The 20,440-nt window shown below is 43.8% G+C and carries 16 protein-coding genes, 1 tRNA gene and 1 riboswitch; of the genes, 12 read left to right on the top strand and 5 right to left on the bottom strand.

Annotated features, from left to right (window positions below):
- Positions 1 to 25 precede the first annotated feature (25 nt).
- The 3 genes from G344_RS0106055 (at position 26) to G344_RS0106045 (ending at position 3,446) form a co-directional block, all read left to right on the top strand.
- The gene (locus G344_RS0106055; RefSeq protein ID WP_028255424.1) at positions 26 to 1,195 is read left to right on the top strand and encodes an MFS transporter; all 1,170 of its coding nucleotides are present in this window, start codon (positions 26 to 28) and stop codon (positions 1,193 to 1,195) included.
- A 336-nt stretch (positions 1,196 to 1,531) separates the two neighbouring features.
- Positions 1,532 to 1,641: riboswitch (SAM riboswitch) on the top strand.
- A gap of 173 nt (positions 1,642 to 1,814) precedes the next feature.
- Entirely contained in the window at positions 1,815 to 3,137 is a 1,323-nt protein-coding gene (locus G344_RS0106050) for a YeiH family protein (RefSeq protein WP_038155118.1), read from the top strand.
- 60 nt (positions 3,138 to 3,197) lie between these two features.
- Complete coding sequence (locus G344_RS0106045) at positions 3,198 to 3,446, top strand: hypothetical protein (protein WP_038155102.1); 249 nt, start codon at positions 3,198 to 3,200, stop codon at positions 3,444 to 3,446.
- Between the two features lie 339 nt (positions 3,447 to 3,785).
- On the opposite strand, the gene G344_RS0106040 is transcribed toward G344_RS0106045, so the two are convergent.
- The 3 genes from G344_RS0106040 to G344_RS0106030 form a co-directional block, all read right to left on the bottom strand.
- Positions 3,786 to 4,892, bottom strand: a complete 1,107-nt coding sequence (locus tag G344_RS0106040) for an ATP-binding protein (RefSeq protein ID WP_028255421.1) — start codon at positions 4,890 to 4,892, stop codon at positions 3,786 to 3,788.
- An 87-nt stretch (positions 4,893 to 4,979) separates the two neighbouring features.
- Positions 4,980 to 7,763, bottom strand: a complete 2,784-nt coding sequence (locus tag G344_RS0106035; RefSeq protein WP_028255420.1) for a DNA methyltransferase — start codon at positions 7,761 to 7,763, stop codon at positions 4,980 to 4,982.
- 33 nt (positions 7,764 to 7,796) lie between these two features.
- Positions 7,797 to 8,351 carry a hypothetical protein gene (locus G344_RS0106030; RefSeq protein ID WP_028255419.1) on the bottom strand — a complete coding sequence of 185 codons (555 nt, stop codon included), beginning with the start codon at positions 8,349 to 8,351 and terminating at the stop codon, positions 7,797 to 7,799.
- A gap of 145 nt (positions 8,352 to 8,496) precedes the next feature.
- Here G344_RS0106030 and G344_RS11935 point away from each other — a divergent pair, with 145 nt between their 5' ends.
- Positions 8,497 to 8,637, top strand: coding sequence for a hypothetical protein (locus G344_RS11935; RefSeq protein ID WP_156886159.1), 141 nt, complete (start codon positions 8,497 to 8,499; stop codon positions 8,635 to 8,637).
- Between the two features lie 41 nt (positions 8,638 to 8,678).
- Here the strand turns inward: G344_RS11935 and G344_RS0106020 are convergent, their stop codons facing one another.
- Entirely contained in the window at positions 8,679 to 9,137 is a 459-nt protein-coding gene (locus G344_RS0106020; protein ID WP_028255418.1) for a hypothetical protein, read from the bottom strand.
- 307 nt (positions 9,138 to 9,444) lie between these two features.
- On the opposite strand from G344_RS0106020, the gene G344_RS0106015 reads away from it, so the two are divergent.
- The 7 genes from G344_RS0106015 to G344_RS0105985 all read left to right on the top strand — a co-directional run bounded on the left by G344_RS0106015 (position 9,445) and on the right by G344_RS0105985 (position 18,047).
- A tRNA-Arg gene (locus G344_RS0106015) sits at positions 9,445 to 9,519 on the top strand.
- Positions 9,520 to 9,820: 301 nt separating this feature from the next.
- Positions 9,821 to 10,771: an aspartate carbamoyltransferase catalytic subunit gene (locus tag G344_RS0106010; protein ID WP_028255417.1), complete on the top strand. Its 951-nt coding sequence runs from the start codon at positions 9,821 to 9,823 to the stop codon at positions 10,769 to 10,771.
- Complete coding sequence (locus G344_RS0106005) at positions 10,755 to 12,044, top strand: dihydroorotase (protein ID WP_028255416.1); 1,290 nt, start codon at positions 10,755 to 10,757, stop codon at positions 12,042 to 12,044. The genes G344_RS0106010 and G344_RS0106005 overlap by 17 nt, the downstream gene beginning before the upstream one ends.
- Positions 12,041 to 13,108: a glutamine-hydrolyzing carbamoyl-phosphate synthase small subunit gene (gene carA, locus G344_RS0106000; RefSeq protein WP_028255415.1), complete on the top strand. Its 1,068-nt coding sequence runs from the start codon at positions 12,041 to 12,043 to the stop codon at positions 13,106 to 13,108. Before G344_RS0106005 ends, carA begins: the two co-directional genes overlap by 4 nt.
- Positions 13,109 to 13,110: 2 nt before the next feature.
- A complete protein-coding gene (gene carB / locus G344_RS0105995) occupies positions 13,111 to 16,320 on the top strand; it encodes a carbamoyl-phosphate synthase large subunit (protein ID WP_028255414.1) in 3,210 nt (1,069 codons plus the stop codon).
- A 6-nt stretch (positions 16,321 to 16,326) separates the two neighbouring features.
- On the top strand, positions 16,327 to 17,094 hold the full coding sequence (locus G344_RS0105990) for a dihydroorotate dehydrogenase electron transfer subunit (protein WP_028255413.1): 768 nt from the start codon (positions 16,327 to 16,329) through the stop codon (positions 17,092 to 17,094).
- Complete coding sequence (locus G344_RS0105985) at positions 17,094 to 18,047, top strand: dihydroorotate dehydrogenase (protein WP_051245807.1); 954 nt, start codon at positions 17,094 to 17,096, stop codon at positions 18,045 to 18,047. The genes G344_RS0105990 and G344_RS0105985 overlap by 1 nt, the downstream gene beginning before the upstream one ends.
- A gap of 108 nt (positions 18,048 to 18,155) precedes the next feature.
- Here the strand turns inward: G344_RS0105985 and G344_RS0105980 are convergent, their stop codons facing one another.
- Positions 18,156 to 18,809 carry a hypothetical protein gene (locus G344_RS0105980; protein WP_028255411.1) on the bottom strand — a complete coding sequence of 218 codons (654 nt, stop codon included), beginning with the start codon at positions 18,807 to 18,809 and terminating at the stop codon, positions 18,156 to 18,158.
- A 183-nt stretch (positions 18,810 to 18,992) separates the two neighbouring features.
- Between G344_RS0105980 and G344_RS0105975 the strand changes: the two genes are divergently transcribed.
- Positions 18,993 to 20,321: an MATE family efflux transporter gene (locus G344_RS0105975; RefSeq protein WP_028255410.1), complete on the top strand. Its 1,329-nt coding sequence runs from the start codon at positions 18,993 to 18,995 to the stop codon at positions 20,319 to 20,321.
- Positions 20,322 to 20,440: the final 119 nt, after the last annotated feature.

Raw genomic sequence — 20,440 nt, 5'->3', positions numbered from 1 at the left:
TAAGATGTATAAAGTAGGGGGGAGCATGGCCATACAGCGACAGACAAAAACATTATTACTTATATTAGCTTTTGGGGTATTTGGTATTTTAAATACAGAAATGGGGGTGATTGGAATTCTGCCTCAAGTGGCAGAGGTATTTCATATCAGTATTACTGAATCCGGTCTGCTGATAAGCGGCTTTGCGCTCGGCGTGGCTTTGGCTGGACCGGTGTTGCCCTTGTTGCTTTCTCGATATAATCGTAAACACATCATGCTGTTGGTGGTTAGCGTATTCTTTTTATGCACCGCCGTAACACCGTGGATAGATAATTTTTATATAGTATTGGTGCTACGCATTTTACCTGCTCTATTGCATCCTGTATTTTGTTCATTAGCTTTTTCAATAGCAGCAGGCGCAGTGGACTCGGAAGAATCGCCGAAAGCAGTAGCATATATTACGGTCGGGGTGTCAGCGGGAATGGTATTGGGTGTGCCCATTAGCAATTTTTTGGCGACACAGATATCGTTGGAGAGCGCATATTATTTCTTTGCGGCTATTAACGCAATTGCCGTATTACTGATAGCATTAAAAGTGCCTTCTATGGCGGTGACGGCACCGTTATCGTATGGTTCGCAGCTAAAGATTCTTGCAAAGCCGGTATTATGGATATCCATTGTTGGCGCTATTTGTATGAATGGAGCTATTTATGGTGTTTTTGGCTATGCGGCAGAATATATCAGTATGGTTATACAGGTATCCCCCTTAGTGGGTAGTGTACTTCTTTTCATATATGGCGTTATGAATATCGTGGGCAGTTTGTGGGCAGGGCATTTGTTGGTGAAGAGGTCAAAGCAAACAGTGTGGATTTTACCGATAGCAGTAGGCAGCATTTATATTGGTATGTATGTGAGTACAACAAGTGTATGGCTTTCAGCGATGTGTATTGTTATGTGGGGGATAGCTGCGGGAATCAATGCTAATGTGACGCAGTATTGGGTGTATACGTCGGCACCGGAGGCCCCGGACTTTGTGAATGGGCTTTTCCTAACTGCCGTTAATTTAGGAACTACATTAGCTAGTCTAGGATGTGGATATGTGATTGCAATCCTGGGGTTGCCTTGGGTAGTAGCCGGTGGTGTTATTATGAGCATACTTAGTTTAGCTGCTATTGCCTGGCGATATAGTATTGACAATGCAGTAAGGTGTATATAAACGACAAAATTAATGATATCTAGACACAGGGTACTTTTCATCAATAGGGAGTATAAGTTATTTTACCAGCAATGTGAATTAAACCATTTACTGCAGAATTTTGAACAAAAGGAGCTCTATTTGAAGAGACTCATAACGGAAGTCCTTTTGCTAATCGCATATTGACGATTACTCTGGAAAGCTGTCGTCAGACAGTGTAAAAGGAAAATTAGACAGGGGTATTATGAAAGAAAATAATGATATTTAGTTAAATAAGACGTTGACAATCGTAATGACTCGGTGTAAGATAGAGCACAAGAATTCTTACATGTATTATAGGAATTAAAATTGCATAGGATTTCATCAAGAGTAGTGGAGGGAACGGCCCGTAGAAGCTACAGCAACCGGCGATGAGTATATTCATTGAAGCGGTGCTACATCCGGCAGAGTTTTCTGAAAGATGAGTGAGGTGAGAGACACCCGTCTGAGGAAGGCGGGTGTTTTCTTTATGTACATTCTTAGCAAGAATTTAAGTAATACATGGGATGGTTCCTTGGGGGAGGGACCGTCAAAAGACCGTACCGGTCATCGCGTAGTACTCCGCATAAAGGTAGTATTGAGAAAAAAGAGAGGTTTGTATATGGAAACAAAATATCGTTGGCACAAAAAGGAAGACAGCTGGGCCATTGTCATCGGCTTGGGATTTATTGCTGTATTGAGTCTTTTGTTTTACGGCGGACTGGGAGATATAACGTCCTGGATTCGTTTTAAGGTAACGCCATGGCAAAGCTGGGAACAGCTGGGGCAAATTATACAAAATGGTTGGGCATCCATTCTGCGGTTATATATAGTATTGGCTGCCGTAATTACGGTGGGTGCGTACTATCTTGGCTTTGGCAGCCGGCGTTTTATCGGCAGCTTTACGGCATTATATGTACTGGCGGTCGTCGTTACGGTATTGGCATCTCATACTTGGATAAAGGCCGCACAACTGGAAGGACCTTTATTAGCACTTGTGGTTGGACTTATTCTCAGTAATCTGGTGCGATTACCGGCATGGCTCAGCGATGCACTGCGCACCGAGTATTATGTAAAAACCGGCATTGTACTCATGGGTGCTACCTTGCCCTTCACGATTATATTGCAAGCCGGTCCGGCCGCCATGGGACAGGCACTTATTGTTTCGGTTGTTACTTTTGGAAGTATTTATTTAGCGGCAACGAAGCTGTTTGGCTTGGATAAACGGTTTGCAGCGTGCCTTGGTGCTGGCGGATCTATATGCGGCGTATCCGGCTCCATTGCTATCGGCGGTGCATGCCGCGCCCGACAGGAACATGTATCGGTAGCAATTTCCTTAGTTATTGTATGGGCCGTCGTTATGATCTTTGCTCTTCCGGCAGCAGCAAAAGCATTGGGGCTTCATCCCGGTGTAGCCGGTGCTTGGATCGGTACGTCGGAATTTGCTGATGCTGCCGGCTTTGCAGCGGCTGAGACAATCGGGCATGAAGCAGCGGTACGGGCATTTACCTTGATGAAAGTGGTGGGCCGCGATATGTTTGTCGGCGTATGGGCCTTCTTGGTGGCTATTCTTTCCGTAACATTGTGGGAACGTAAGCAAGTAAAAGATAGTGAACACATCGACAAAAAAGAAATTTGGCGACGCTTTCCCAAATTTATTATTGGCTTTTTTGTGGCATCCATTGTTACCTCATTGGTACTAACCGGACTTGATAGCAGTACGGGGACAGCTTACAGTAAAACCGTATTGGCAGCGCTCAAGGAATTACGTGGCTGGTTCTTTGTTTTAACGTTCTTAAGCATTGGCCTTACTACACGTCTTCGCGATTTAACGAAGGTAGGATATAAACCCTTGCTTGCTTTTGCTATCGGTGTGGCCATCAATGTACCGTTAGGCTATCTGTTATCGACACAAGTTTTTCAGAATTTTTGGCTACAGCTGTAATATGTTGTGACACTGCGTCCATGTGAACTACGCACGCAACGGTTGTTAGGAGGTGCGCATATGACATCAGTAATTGCTATAAAAATTACATTGACACCGGCAGCTACTGCTTCTTCAGCGGTGCGGAAGCGTCTGCGTCATTTCGCTAATCAACATCGGTTTGTCATCGATGATGCGGACAATTCTTGGCATGCTGTTATCTATGACGGTGAAGGTGAAGATGTGAAAGCCCGTTTACGACAACAAGGGTTCACGGATACGGAGTTTTCATTGAATGTAGAATACCAACGGCGATGGGGATTTTTGTAAAGGAAAGAGCCTGCAACTTTTTAGAGTTGCAGGCTCTTTCCTTTATATATTTATATGGTGCGCCTAGCAGGATTCGAACCTGCGCACCCGGTTCCGGAGAAAGTTTAAGCAAGTTTATAAAGTTTATCCAGATAATAAAGATTACAGAAAGCTTATAAATATAGGCTTTTTATTTTACGGTTATTTTTTTCTAATTTATGTAATTTTATTGTTTTTATAGAATTAATGGAGTTATTGGGCTCAAAACATGAATTGATGCAATGCATAATTTTTCAAGGTAGGTTAACACTATTAGGTGAAGTAATAGCATATAATATGTATATGAGAGAGTAGGGCGTATTAAAAATCAAATCTTTTACTAATTGGACCAATTGTTTTAGATGCAGCAGAAGCTTCTTTTATAACATTTGGCTTGTGTTTTATTTCAGCTTCGCCTATTGAAAGATATTGTTTTTTTAATTCCATAAATTGATCGAGTTTAGATAAATTGATATTAATACATATTCCAGTACCATTAAAGTTTAGTTTTGTAATTTTAGGTTTGTTATCTTTCCATAATTGGACTTGATTTCCAACGCTACAAATTTTAAACTTTCCAATATCTTTGCAAACCTGACTTGTAAGATATAAGCCGAATCCACTATTAGCATATGCATTATCATCATTATCGCTAAAAGGATTGTGCTTTTTGCGTGGACGATAACTTTTAGATACTCCGGGTTGTAGTGCAAATAAAATAGATCCCACATTATCTTTCCCATCGTTATAAGCCTTATTAGACGCTAGGGATTTTTTTATTCCAATTCCTTCATCGACAACGGCAATTTCGAGTTTATCTTTCTGTGGCCATACTTGTGCACAACACCAAAGTGTTTCAGATTCACTATGTTCATACACATTCCTTAGTATTTCGAAAAGAGCGAACCCCATTGATTTTGAAGTATCGGGGAAGTTATTATGATAGTTCAATGTTTTACTGAGTGTATATGCTTCTTCTTCTAGCAATTGTTGAACTAAAATATGTTTATCTTTAGCCTCTTTTTCTAGCTCCGTTTTAATCCATTTGTGGATTGGAATATATGAATCACTACCTGGTGCGACACCAATTTCTTTCCCATACGGGAGAGAAATTGCATTATAGAAACCAATATGCTCAGCGTATCCATTAAAATTTTGGATTTTATATGACTTTACGTCTATTTCTAAATCGTTACATTTGCGTTGTAATGAGTTTAAGGTGGCGATAATGAGTAATGATGCGTATGGTTCAATCCAGTTAATCGTGCGAGCATCTAAAAGAATATATTTAGATTTATCAGAAGCAATAGAATCCAAATTTAATTGAGCAATTTCATTAATAAAAGTAGAAACATGAGCACTATCTATAGAAGAGGGTAATGTTATAGTAATTTTTGATGATGATTTTTTTAGGTATTGGTAGCTCATATATTATGCTCCTAAATATAGTTAAATTAAGAGTTTTGGTTTTTATTTCACAACTAAGCCTTTTTATATGAATTTTTATTATGCTTTTTAGGTATTGATAAGTTTTGTATAACGAGAAATAAGATTAACAACACAATCATACTCAGAAATATTTGTATCAAAACCATAGGCTTTCATTACAGCTCGATTATTATTTCTATGGGCATTCAATAAGTCAATAGGCATTATATTATCATCATACAATGTGGCTAAAGATTCTGTTGGATATTTTGCACGAGCATTGAGAATAGCTTGGGCTGTTTTTTCTATTTCTGCTTGTTGAGTTTTTGTAGGCGTAGGCCAAGGAAAGTTGTTATAAACGATGTTACCAGAATATTGGTAATCACTTTTCATACGCCCCGCAACAGCTCTCATCCAAGCGTTATGTACATTCGATGTTAAAATACCGAAATCAAATAGTGTTGCATCTGGAATGATTAAAGCGCTGCCACTTACAATTATGTCAGATGGAATAAAAGCCATTGGTATGTATCTTCTGCTTTGAGAGGATACTTTGGGAATGACTAACATATCTTTATCTGGTTGGCGAATTTCTCCAAATAGCCAAGGTGTATCGGCAAGTTTTTTTGTTTGAGGCCTTTTGCTACTTTCTCTAAAGGCTCGAACTAGGTTAACTCTTTCCATGATTAGTTTTGAATTTTTTAAGTCAGAAGGCTTTGCATCTTTTAACCAAAGGCACCATTTTGAAGTATTTCGGATTAGTTCGGCCCCTCCGATATATTTTTTTATAAAGTTAGTATTGTTAGGATTTTCATTGAGTAAATCATTTACATCATCTTTTGTTAAAGTGAAGTGTTTATCATCTATAGGCATATTGCCATAAAAAATTTGAGGAGCATTTGAAATTGTCTTTGTTCTACTTTTTATGAAAAACATTGGAAGATCATTAAGATATGGACTAATGTTCTGTACTTCTTTTATTGCATTTCCATTGAAAATTAATTTATGTTCTACAGAGTTGTTAATAGCTGTAAATCCTATAATTACACAATGTACTGCAGCTTTAGCTTTTGCATCGCTATCCCATTTAAACGAATGATAAGCAAAAATCGGATAAATTAATGGGCTTAGATTTTCCCATAGAACAGGTGCTTGCTCTCCTTGAACGATACTATTTGTTGAGACAAAAGCCCCTTTTATATGAGTCCCTTGAATATATAGGGCTGCTTTCATATACCATGCTGTCACATAGTCTAGATTACCGGCCCCTTTTGCATTATTAAAAGTAGCAATAAGTTCTTTTTTTTGTTTTTCGGATTGTTCCTTTTTCCCTCCAAACGGGGGGTTTCCCATAATATAAGAAAGATTTTCTGGAACAATTATTTTACTCCAATCATATGTGAGTGCATCACCTTCGTGAATATTTGCAAAATTATGGAGTGGTAAAAAATCCATTTCTCTATTAATAATTCCTTCTGTTTGTGCAAACATTTGCGCTTCAGCAATCCACATAGCTGTTCGAGCTACAGCTACAGCAAAGTCATTGATTTCAATACCATAAAATTGTTGAATACTTACTTTGATTGGATTTAATTCGTCTTCCTCAAAACCTAGTATACCTGTTCCAGATTTATCAGTTATCGTTTCACGCAAAATGTCATTTTCTAGCCTTCGTAGAGATAAATATGTTTCTGTTAAAAAGTTTCCAGAACCTGCAGCAGGGTCTAAAAAAGTTAAAGAAGATAGTTCAGTTTGTAAAGTTTTTAGTTTTTCAGTTCTTTTTTTAGATACTTTTTCCTTCATGGCAAGTTTGAACTTTTCTTTATATTCATCTAAAAAGAGAGGGTCGATAACTTTATGAATGTTTTCAATACTCGTATAATGCATTCCACCATGGCGGCGCGTATCAGGATTTAAAGTGCTTTCGAAAATACCACCAAAGATAGTTGGGGAGATTTCACTCCAGTCAAATGCACAAGCTTCATCAAGTAACATTTGAACAGCTTCTTCACTAAATGGTGGGATTTCAATAGATTCACTGAATAAATTACCATTTACATAAGGGAAGGCAAGAAGGTTTTCTTCTTCAAAGGGATCACGATCAGAAACTGGAGTATCAAGTATACGGAATAATTCTAAAAGTGCTTTACGGAATTGTTGTGATTTATATTCTTGTAAATAATCATGGAATAGAGAACGACTACCAAATAAACCAGCATCTTCTGCATAAAGGCAGAAAACCAAACGTACGCAAAGTTTATTGATATTTTGAAGAATATAATCTTCAGAAAGTTTTTCATTAAGCTTATATTGGGTAAGAAGTACATCGTAAATTTTACCGACTAGTTCACCTGCACTTCTTGAAACTTCCATTTCTTTTTCGATATGAGTGTCTTTGGTATTAACTATGAAATTAAGACGATAAAAGTCGGTTTCGAGATCTTTTAAGTAAATAATTTCTGGAGTCGCATTGGGATTATCCATATCAAGAATTTGGAATTCAGCAAAATTACAACCGATAATCCAGCGTGGCCGATCACTATATGGTAAGTTAGCAGAATAGCGTTTAGCTTGTTCTAATGGTGTTAATTGTGATCCATCTGATTGACGAATAGGAGCTGTAAGACTTTTTCCAAGACTTTTTTGCTCAATCATAGTATGAGTAGCAGGAATCATAGCATCAATGTAGCTAATATTTTCAAGCATTACTCGTTGTTCAAATCGAATAAAATCAGCTGGATTTTCTATTCCATATACAGTTTGTAATAGTTCAATCCAAAATCGTTGAGAATCTTGTTTTTCGTCGCCAATCCCAGCCCATTTTTCGGCAAAGATTTTAGCGGCTTTTTTTTGTTCTTTTAGTGTAAGCATCTTTATTTTTATATCCTTTTAAACACATCATTACTAATCGATAGTTATCTTTGCACCACGTTTTTCTAAGAAATGTTTAAGATTATATTTTTCATCATAATCATCTGTGTTTGTACAATTGTTATCTATAAAATCTTCATTAGCAGTTTCCTCTTTCATAATTGATAAACAATATTGTTGGGCTTTAGCTATTCTTTGGGCAGGATCTTCTTCTAACCAACTTGCTATAAGGTTTTCTAAGTCAGAAGAATATGTTGCATGTAATTTACATCCGTATTTTTCTGGTCGTATAAAAAGACGGATTATATGATTATTTTCTGGTAATAATAAAGCTAAGATATTAGCATCATTGACTGGCTGTGCAAGTGGAGAGCGGAGCCAAGCTTCTTGTTTAGTTGCCGAAAAAATCTTATAAAGTAAGGTAAATCCATCATAGGAAGGCGTATTTTTAGGTGGTTGATTCCAAAATTCATATCCAAAGAGTCTTTCAATTGGTTGTTCAGGTAGTTCTTTAAAATGTGTATAGAAAAATTGAACAAGATCATTAGACTCGGAATGTAAAAGAATCATAAAGTTTGCATATTTCATAATATTGGGATCTATTGCTGTATATGGTCTATCTTGTATTAGCGGATTCGAACTACCGCACCCGGTTCCGGAGTTTCAATATCTAAAATCCCATATGGAGGCTGCGAACAGCTACTTATAGGCTCTTCAGGGACAATATGAAGTTATGAAACATCAAGCAGAAATTCAGGAAAAGATTAACGATAAGAAGCAAGCCGAAGCTAGTGCAAAAGCAGAAACGGAAGCCGTAAGAAAATCATTAACGAAAAGAGTATTGGCTGGGGCGATGATCCATGGGTTAAATTAGTGAACCAGCGTGGCTATGCCCATATGAGCGAATAACTTAAATTAACCATGCCACTCTAAATTTCTTTTTGCCATTCTGACAGCCATTTCTTCTGCCGCAATTTGTTCTTTTGATAATCTAATCCATCCTGCTTTGTCTGATTCAATTTTCTTCTTTAGTTCGGCTAAATCTGCTTCTAATTTACCATTTCCTTTTGCATACCCCACCATATCTTTTAATTTCTCATCAATTTTATTATATAAATCTGTTCTGTTCTGAAGTTCTCCCTTTAAAATATCAATTCGTTCCTGTCCATGTTCTCTAAGTAGTGCCTTGTTCTTATCCCCATCATTACTAAAAAATGGACTATCTTTCCTATCATTTACAGTCTTAACCTGTTCTACCATAGTTAGAACTTCTGCCTTAGCTTGATTGTACTTATCTTCCTCTCCACAACCGGCGAGAGCTAATACCATGAGGGACATCATTGCTACTAATAGAATGCGAACATATTTTTTCATTGTTTTCATCATCTCTTACACAGTTATTCATACACTAGCAATCATACATGCCGACTCTGAGCAAACATCCATAATCTCTATCCTCCCCATTACTTAACAGTTTCACCGCCTATCTTAAAAATGATCTCACAAGTTAATATGCATGATTTTCTATTTCTTCATTTAGTATATAATGCTTCTCACAATATAAGCAAGATACATATTCTTTCCAGAATTTTTCTTTTTAACCCTTCTCCCGTTTTCTGTATGTGTGATGACGTCATTTGACATAGTACCTCGTTCCTTGGTATACTTTTAAGGCAGATATGCGCCTATAGCTCAGGGGATAGAGCACCGGTCTCCGGAACCGGGTGCGCAGGTTCGAATCCTGCTAGGCGCACCATAGGAAATATAATTATAACAAGGCCTTGTAGCTCTAACGAGTTGCAAGGCTTTGTTTATAATAATATTGACACACTCCCTCGCAGAGAGTACAATATAACAAGAAACAGCAGAAGCGGTACGAGAGACCGTTCGTTTCATGAGAAATACCTTTTAAGTTAGTCCTGTGAGGCTAGTAAGGGAACAATAGTTAGGCTATCCGTATATATGGATGCACCTTTACGTCTACTATAAGACCTCTTGCCTCAAAGCAAGGGGTCTTTTTTGCTACAGGGCCATGAAACTCATCAAGGAGGACAGAAATGGGACAGGTAAGTTTGAAGGGCAAGCATTTGTTAGGTCTGCAGCATGCCACTAAGGAAGAGATTGAATTAATCTTACGCGTGGCGAAGAAGATGAAGAAAATCGTGCTGTCGGACAATAAGAAGCATCCGTTGTTAAAAGGCAAGTCGATTATTAATTTATTCATGGAACCGAGTACGAGAACGCGTAGTTCTTTCGAGTTGGCCGGCAAGTACTTGGGGGCCGATGTAATCAACATCTCCAAGAGCGGCAGCTCCATGGTAAAAGGGGAAAGCTTCCGTGACACATTGCTTACGATGTCGTATATGGGCACCGATGCTATCGTTATGCGACACAGTGCGGAAGGAGCACCGCTGTATGCTACAAAATGTGTAGACCCGATTATCATCAACGCCGGTGACGGAGCGCATGAACATCCGACACAGGCACTGCTCGATATGTACTCCATATTAGAAAAGAAAGAATCCTTGGAAGGTCTTAAAGTAGTCATTGCCGGCGACATCATGCACAGTCGTGTAGCACGGTCGAATATTTACGGCCTTAAGACCATGGGTGCCGATGTACACCTCGTAGGTCCGCGCACGCTGGTATATCCGGAAATGGCTAAGATGGGTGTGACGGTACATTATGATTTGAAGGAAGCCCTTGAAGGTGCCGATGTAGTCAATGTACTTCGCATTCAGTTGGAACGAATTAACTCGGCGTTATATCCGACGAATCGTGAATATGCACGTATCTTCGGCATCAACCGCGATGTGTTGAAATATGCAAAAGATGACGTAATGGTTATGCATCCGGGACCGATGAATCGCGGTCTTGAAATTGCACCGGATGTAGCGTATGGTGATGAATCGGTGATTCAGGAACAGGTTCGCAACGGTGTTGCGATTCGCATGGCAGTATTGTACTTGACGATTATCGGAGGTGACGGCAGTGAACTTGCTGATTAAGGGTGGTACGGTAGTAAATCCGGCCAAGAAACAACATGAAGTAGCCGACGTATTGGTGAAAGACGGCAAGATTGCCGCTATCGGTCAGAATTTAAGCGCTGACGGTGCTGACGTATATGATGCTACCGGGTTGGTAGTAGCACCGGGCCTCATTGATATGCACACGCATCTGCGCGAACCGGGACAAGAAGCGAAGGAAGATTTTTACAGTGGTACACAGGCAGCGGCTGCCGGTGGATTCACCCGCGTAGCAACGATGGCAAATACGACACCGGTTGTAGACAATGCGGCTTTGGTACGCGGTCTTCGTAAACAGGCGGAATTGACAGGCGTAGTGAAGGTTGAATTTATGGGCGCGGTAAGTAAAGGCCTTAAAGGTAAAGAGTTGGCGGAAATGGGCGATATGGCCGAAGCCGGTGTAGTAGGCTTCTCCGATGACGGACATTATGTAGAAAGCGCTGCTTTTATGCGCCGCGCTTTGGAATACTCCAGCATGTTTAACAAGCCGGTTATCGATCATGCCGAAGAAGTGACATTGACCTGTGAAGGGCACATGCACGAAGGTTTTGTAGCCTATGAAATGGGCGTTAAAGGACGTCCGGCAGTAGCGGAAGATATGGCCGTAGCTCGTGACCTTCTCCTCGCCGAAATGACGGGCGGTCATATTCACATTGCCCATGTAAGCTCGAAGGATACGGTGGATCAAATTCGCAGAGCTAAGGCAAAGGGCATCAAGGTAACCTGCGAAGTAACGGCGCAGCACTTGGCCTTTACCGATGAATATTTGCGCGAATACAATCCGGCGTTTAAAATGGCACCGCCGATTCGTTCCGAAGAACATCGTCAGGCATTGTTGGCCGGCGTGAAGGACGGTACTATCGACGCGATTATTACGGACCACGCACCGCATGCGGAAGAAGAAAAAGATCAGGAATTCTGCTGTGCACCGAATGGCTTCAGCGGTCTTGAAACTTCGTTGGCAGCAGTGCTTACCCACACATATAAAACGGGAATTTTGACCTTGGACGAAATCGTATCTCTCATGAGTACGCGTCCGGCACAGCTGCTCGGTGTAGAAGGCGGCGTATTGGAAGTAGGCAAGGCAGCGGACATTACGGTATTCAGTACCGATGAAGCATGGACGGTTGATCGCAACCGATTCTATACGAAAGGAAAAACAAGCCCGTTTGACGGGATGACGTTAACCGGTCGTGCTAAGTTGACCGTGGTTGACGGAGATGTTGTTATGAAGGAGGGAGTTGTTACCCGGTGAAAGGCAAATTAGTTTTACAAGATGGCGCTGTATTTGAAGGGGAGCTTTTAGGCGGCGCTCCTATATTGGGGGAAGTAGTATTTAATACAGGCATGACCGGGTATCAGGAAATCGTAACGGATCCGTCCTATGCAGACCAGATTATTACGTTGACCTATCCTCTTATCGGGAATTACGGTGTATTCCGCGATATTGTACAGGCCCCGAAGCCGTACTGTCGCGGGATGATTGTAGGGGAGTTGTGTACCTTCCCCAGTAACTGGCAAAACGAAGGACGTTTTGAAGAGTTTCTCCGCGCCTACGGAGTACCTTGTTTATATAATGTGGATACGCGCGCGATTACGCGCCGTATCCGCAACCATGGCGTAATGAAAGGCGTAATTTGCCCGGCAGATACGGACGAAGCGCGTATTGAAGCACTCTTGGCACAGGAGCTGCCTACGGATCAGGTAGCGCGGGTGACAACGACCTGGGAAGGTCATCGCGGCGCTGACAATGCAGACTTTCATGTAGCTGTGTACGATTTTGGTGTAAAAGAAAATATATTGCAATCCTTGGAACGCTGCGGTTGTCGCTTGACGATTTATCCGGCAGCAACCAAAGCCGAAACCGTTCTGGCCGCTAATCCGGACGGGATTTTCCTGTCTAATGGACCGGGGGATCCGAAGTCTCTTGACTATGCCGTGGAAGAAGTAAAAAAGTTAATGGGCAAGAAGCCGATTTTCGGGATTTGCATGGGGCATCAGGTATTGGCGCTGGCCTATGGCGGCGATACGTATAAAATGCGCTTCGGTCATCGCGGATCGAACCATCCGGTAAAGGATTTAGAGACGGGACGCATTTATATTACCTCTCAAAATCATGGCTATGCCGTATCGGAAGAAAGCCTTAACGGCGCCGATGTGACCATTACGCATCGCAGTGTGAACGATGGTAGCGTAGAAGGTATGCGTCACAATACGATGCCGATTATGTCGGTGCAGTATCATCCGGAAGCATCTCCCGGACCGACGGATAACCTGTATCTATTCGAACAGTTTAAGGAATTAATGAGAAAGGGTTAACAGTGACTAGAGAAGCAAAAAAAGTACTCGTTATCGGCTCCGGCCCGATTATTATCGGCCAGGCCGCAGAATTTGACTATGCCGGTACACAGGCATGTCGCTCCTTACGTGAAGAAGGTTATGAAGTCGTATTGGTTAACTCGAATCCGGCGACAATCATGACGGACAGCGATATTGCGGAACGCGTATATATCGAACCGATTAGTTTGGAATTTGTTACCGAAGTCATTCGTAAGGAACGCCCGTACGGTCTTTTGGCGACTCTGGGAGGCCAGGTTGGTCTTAACATGGCGGTGGAATTGTCCGAAGCCGGCGTTTTGGAAAAATATAATGTACGCTTGTTGGGAACGACGCTGGCGGCCATTAAACAGGCGGAAGACCGCGAACTCTTTAAGGAAGCGATGAAGCGCATTAATCAACCGGTACCGGAAAGTGATATCTTCAGCGATGTGGAAGAAGCAGTGGCCTTTGCGAACCGCATCGGCTATCCGATTATTATCCGTCCGGCCTATACATTGGGCGGCACCGGCGGCGGTATTGCGCAGAACGAAGAAGAAATGTACATGATTGCCTTACGCGGCATTAAACTGAGCCCGATTCACCAAATCTTGGTAGAACGCTCCGTAGCCGGCTGGAAGGAAATCGAATACGAAGTTATGCGCGACAGTGCGGATAACTGTATCATCGTATGTAACATGGAAAATATAGATCCGGTAGGTGTACATACCGGGGACTCGGTAGTTGTGGCACCGAGTCAGACCTTGAACGACATTCAATACCAGATGCTTCGCACGGCATCGATCGACATCATCCGTTACCTAGAAATCGAAGGGGGCTGTAATGTACAGTACGCTCTCGATCCGCACAGCAACAATTACTATGTTATTGAAGTAAATCCGCGCGTATCCCGTTCGTCGGCGTTGGCTTCGAAGGCAACGGGCTATCCGATTGCCAAGGTAGCTGCCAAGGTTGCGTTAGGTATGACCTTAGATGAAATTACCAATGCCGTAACCGGTGAAACCAAGGCGTGCTTCGAACCGTCCTTGGACTATGTAGTAACGAAGTTCCCACGCTGGCCGTTTGAAAAATTCAGCATGGCCGACCGCACCTTGGGAACGCAGATGAAGGCTACCGGCGAAGTTATGGCTATCGATCGCACCTTGGAAGGGTCGCTTTTGAAAGCCATTCGTTCTCTGGAAATCGGTCTTGACCATATTGCGTTGCCGAAGCTGGCGCACGAATCGATGGAACAGCTCATTGAACGCCTTCACAAGGTGGACGACGAACGACTGTATACGGTAGCGGAAGCACTGCGTCGCGGTATCAGCGTGGAAAAGATTGCTTATATCACGAAGATTGATACCTTCTTTATCAATAAGATTAAAAATATCATCACCGTTGAACAGCGCTTGGCGGCTGAAGGTGAAAACCTTACGGAAGATACGCTGCGTTTGGCAAAGCGCTACAGCATGCCGGATGGCGTTATTGCGCGCTATGCAGGTGTAGGTACTGATGTAGTGACGAAAAAGAGAGAAGAACTTGCTATATATCCAACATACAAATACGTAGATACCTGTGCTGCTGAATTTGAAGCGCACACACCGTACTACTACAGTGCCTACGCTACGGAAGACGAAGTAGTGCCGCAAGGCGATAAGAGCGTCATCGTTCTCGGTTCCGGACCGATTCGCATCGGACAGGGCGTAGAGTTTGATTACTGTTCGGTACACTCCTCGTGGGCGCTGCGCGAAGCCGGTATGAAGTCCATTATCATCAATAACAATCCGGAAACGGTAAGTACCGACTTTGATACATCGGACAGCCTTTACTTTGAACCGTTAACGGTAGAAGATGTAATGGAAGTCATTCGCAAGGAAAATCCGGTAGGTGTTATTGCACAGTTCGGTGGTCAAACGGCTATTAACCTCGCCGGACCGCTGGCACAGCGTGGTGTAAAAATTCTCGGAACCTCGGTGGACAGCATCGACATGGCGGAAGACCGTGAACGCTTTGATGACCTTTTAAATACCTTGGGCATTCCTCGTCCGGTAGGGGCGTTGGTAACATCCCATGAAGAAGCGTTGGCAGCGGCAGCACGCCTCGGGTATCCGCTGATTGTGCGTCCGTCCTATGTCCTCGGCGGTCGTGCAATGGAAATCGTATACAACGATGACGAACTTGATGTATATATGAAAGAAGCCGTTGTGGCTTCGAAGGATCACCCGGTACTCATCGACCGTTACATGGTAGGTATGGAAGTGGAAGTAGACGCTATTTCCGACGGCGAAGATGTATGTATCCCGGGGATTATGGAACAAATCGAACGAGCCGGTGTACACTCCGGTGACTCTATGGCCGTGTATCCGGCACAGCATGTATCGCCGGAAATGACGGAGCAAATTGTAGATTACACGCGCCGCATTGCTCGCGGTCTTAATGTGAAAGGGATTGTAAATATCCAGTACATTATTGCGAATGATACACTGCATGTTATCGAAGTAAATCCTCGCTCCAGTCGTACGGTGCCGTTTATCAGTAAGGTAACGGGCATCAACATGATTGCCTATGCAACGCGCATTGCTTTAGGCGAAACATTGAAGGGCATGGGCTTGCCTACGGGCTTGGTACCGCCTAAACCGTATGTAGCCGTAAAGGCACCGGTATTCTCCTTTGCAAAGATGGGGCTCGTTGAAATTGCTTTGGGACCGGAAATGAAATCAACCGGTGAAGTTATGGGCATCGGCCGCACGTATTCGGAAGCCCTCTTCAAAGCTATTCATGGAGCGCGCATGCGCATTCCGGAAGCCGGTCATATTCTGATTACCGTAGCGGATCGCGATAAAGAAGAAGCCGCGCAGCTCGCCAAAGGCTTTACGGAGCTGGGCTATCACATTATGGCAACGGATGGCACCGGTCAATACTTCAAAGACCATGGTGTCGATTGTGTACTGGTTAATAAAATTCATCAAGGCGGTTCTACCTGCGCGGACCTCATTCGTCAAGGTAAGGTAGACCTTATGGTGAACACATTGACCTACGGCAAACGTCCGGAACGTGAAGGATTCCGATTGCGCCGTTTGGCTGTAGAAATGGGGACACCTTGCTTGACCTCTCTCGATACGGCGCGTGAAGTATTGCGCGTTGTAGTCGGTCGTGCCAAAAAGGAAGTTACCATTGATGTAGAAGCGTTACAGGATTACGAGATGGAGTGATACAGCATGAGCGGTTATGTAGAAGCGGCTCGAGTTCTCAGAAATGAGCAAATCGGTGCCGATGTATGGATAATGGAACTGTATGCGCCAAAGCAAGCCAAAGAGGCTCAGGTGGGACAGTTCTGTAATGTGCGCGTCACGGATGGAACAGCGCCGCTCTTGCGGCGTCCCATCAGCTACGCCGGCTTTGACAGTGAAAAGGGAACCATAACTCTTCTCTATCGCGTAGTCGGTCGTGGTACGGAATTGATGACGCGCCTTGAAAAAGATGATACATTGGATTGCCTCGGACCCTTGGGAAGTCGCTTTGAAACATCGCGGCACATGCTTTTAGTCGGTGGCGGCGTAGGGATTGCGCCTATGCTGTGCATCGCATCAAAGTTAAAGGACGGCGAAGAAGCGCAGGTACTCCTGGGCTTCCGTAGTAAGAGCGAATCCTTTTGGGCCGACTTGTTCAAGCCGTATCCGGTGAAGGTGCATATCACTACGGATGACGGAAGTCTTGGAACGAAAGGGTTTCCTACGGCGCTTATGCCGACCCTGGCAGCAGACAATGACTTTTCGGCGGTATTGACCTGTGGGCCGACGCCAATGATGAAAGGGGTAGCTGCCGAAGCGGCTACTCTTGGCATTCCGTGCCAAGTATCCTTGGAAGAACGGATGGGCTGCGGTACCGGCGGTTGTCTCGGCTGTGGCTGTGACGGTGCCGGCGGTAAGCGGTATAAGGTATGTCAGGACGGGCCGGTCTTCCCGGCAGAGGAGGTGTTCTTCTAATGGTAACACCGGATAAAGATATGAATAATACAAGTACAGCCTATCCGAAGCTGGCCGTAGAATTTTGTGGCATTCCGATGAAAAATCCCATCGTAGCTGCATCCGGTACCTTTGGTTTTGGCTTAGAATATGCAGGCTATCTCGACCTTAGTCACGATGTAGGGGCCATCTCCGTAAAGGGGTTGACACCGGAACCGCGTCACGGTAATAAAGGGACGCGTATTGCGGAAACCGCATCGGGCGTGCTTAACTGTATCGGTCTTGAAAATCCCGGAGCGGAAACCTTCGTACGGGATACATTGCCGGTACTTAAAACGTATGACGTACCGATTTTGGCCAATATTTCTTCAGCTGATGTGGACGGCTATGGTTACATGGCGGAAACGCTGTCCGTAGACGGCATTGCCGGGTTTGAAGTCAATATCAGCTGTCCGAACGTAAAAAACGGTGGCATGGCTTTCGGCGTACAAGCGGAAAGTGCCGCCGAAGTGTGCCGTATGGTAAAGGCGCACACGGATTTGCCGGTGATTATGAAGCTGTCACCTAATGTAACGAACATTGTAGAAATTGCGAAAGCGGTAGAAGACGCCGGTGCAGACGGCATTAGCATGATTAATACATTGCTGGGGATGGCTATCGATGTCCGTACACGCCGACCGATATTAGGTAATTTGTACGGTGGCTTATCCGGTCCGGCAGTAAAACCGGTAGCGTTGCGTTTAGTGCATCAAGTAGCGCAGGCCGTATCGATTCCGATTATGGGGATGGGCGGTATTATGACGGGGACGGATGCCGTCGAATTTATGCTGGCCGGTGCGGATATCGTATCGGTAGGCACCGCAACGATGGTGGATCCTACGGCGATTGCTCGGATTGCCAAAGAAATGAATGAGTACGCAGAAGCGGAGAAGCTGACACATATCAGCGACATCGTTGGCGGATTGCGTATATAAGGAAGAGCATTCTTAAAAATAAAGCGATGCGCATATATCTTAGAGGTCATGTCTTGCGAATGGCACTCTTGCGATATATGAGCATCGCTTTTTCTTTTGGACTTTTTTTTATTCGGCGCGCTGTAAGTGCATCATAAGGTACGCCAATACTTCACCTTCGCTTTTTGCCGATAGGCTCTGGTTCAAAGCGTGATAGGATGACGTCATTTCAGAAAGCTGATCGGCAGTTTTGTCATACACAAAAAGAGAAATAGAGGCATTGATTTCGGTGTAGAGCTCGCCGTTGCCATAGCGATCCATACGAGGACGAATCGTGCGGAAGGTCCAATTTTTGATAGCCGGCATAACAACGATGTCAGCGTCGTTGTCGTTAGCTAATTTTGCTAAGGTTACCTGTGTCGGATACAGGCCCGTATTTGTTTCTCGTGTACCGTAAGCCGGATAGGGGAAGAGTGCTTTGGTACGCGTTACAAAATCGGTAAGGATCGTTTTATCAAGACCCAATTGACGATTGGAATTAGGTACGGCGATAAGAACACGTTGCGTACTTACCGGATCTTGGGCAGCTGAGGTTGTACTGCCGTTAGCTGTTTCATTAGCCGTAGCAACTGTAGTTTCCGTAGCATCCGGCGTAGTGGTAGTCGTAGTAGCCGTAGCCTCGTTGGTTATCACCGGCTGTGATACTGTATCGGCAGCTGCCACCGGAGTGATTACCGTTACGAGTGCAGCCGCGCAAAGTGCAGCAGAAAATTCTTTCAACATATATATATACCCTCCTTGTAAGCAAGAACTATGTACTATTAGTATATCATTATATGAGTGAATGGTAAAAGCGTAGCTACAGTTATTGACGGCATACTAAGTGGGTAGCGTATAATAATGACTGCGGTGCGGTAACGAATTATACCGTGCAATACAATGAAGTGCTAGTTGTGAGGAGTGTATATGGCGATTAAGTTATCAGAACATTTTACATACGGAAAATTGGTTCGGTATGTCATACCATCCATTTGGATGATGATTATCATGTCTATCTATTATGTAGTGGACGGTTACTTTGTTTCAAACTATGTGGGAAAGATTGCTTTTGCGGCAGTAAATGTATTGACACCGGCGATTGTCATTCCTTCGTCGGTAGCCTTTATGCTTTCTGCCGGCGGAGCAGCCGTTGTGGCAACAACCATGGGAGAGGGGCGCAGGGATGATGCCAATCGGTATTTCTCCATGCTCCTTTATGTGGTGATTGGTTTTGGAGCGGTGATGACGCTGCTCAGCGAATGGATCTTGCCGTACTTTTTACATTTTATGGAAGCCGATGGTGATCTGTTTACAGCCGGCATGGAATACGGATGGATTTGTCTGCTCGGTTTAATTCCGTTCATGTTGCAGGTTATGCTGCAAGCATTGTGGTCAACGGCAGAAAAGCCGCAATATGGGTTATACATGACGGTCGCTGCCGGAGTGACCAATCTGGTGTTGGACTATGTGTTTATCGTTCTATGGGGATGGGGCATTACCGGAGCAGCCATAGCCAGCGTGCTCAGCCAAGTCTTGGGCGGTCTGTTGCCGCTGGTATATTTTTATTTGCCCAACAGCAGTGCCTTGCGATTAGTGACGGCGGCTATAGAGTGGCCGATTATTATGAGAGCAGCCACTAACGGGTTTTCGGAAATGTTGACCAGTATTTCCGCTTCTATTCTGGGCATTCTGTATAACCTGCAGCTGATGAGTTACATCGGGGCGGACGGTGTGGCCGCCTATGGTGTGATGCTCTATGCGAACGGAACCTTTGAAAGTATTTATTTTGGTTACGGCATGGGAGCTTCGGCGATTATCAGCTATCACTTTGGAGCGCGGAATACATCGGAGCTTCACAATGTACTGATGAAAAGCTTGGTTCTCGTTGGCGGTGGCAGCTTGGTGATGACCGCTATTGCGTATAGCGGTGCCGGTTGGCTTACCTATTATTTTGTAGGCTATGATGCAGCCTTGTGGCAGATGACTAAGGAGGCTTTCCGGATTTATTGTCTTTCCTTTATCTTGGCCGGTATAAATGGATTCGCATCGGCTTTCTTTACGGCACTTAACAACGGTCGGATTTCGGCAGTGATTTCCATGAGTCGCATACTCATCTTCCAAGTCGGATCTGTATTGGTATTACCAATGCTTATCGGGATGGACGGCATATGGTGGTCCGTAGTCATTGCCGAGGTAGCTACCTTCTTTGTCGCTGTGTGGTATTGGAAAGCCAATCAATCACGTTACGGCTATTAATATGGCAAACGCCCTCGTACACAGTGCGACGGATACTTGATGTGTATCCGTCACATTGATGACGAGGGCGCTTTTTATAGTATATATCATGACCGGTGCAGAGTGGAATCATCGCTTAC

Origin of the sequence: Veillonella magna DSM 19857 (assembly GCF_000428745.1) — a bacterium.
GTDB classification, from domain to species: Bacteria; Bacillota; Negativicutes; order Veillonellales; family Veillonellaceae; genus Veillonella_A; species Veillonella_A magna.
This window is presented reverse-complemented; position numbering and strand designations above follow the sequence as displayed.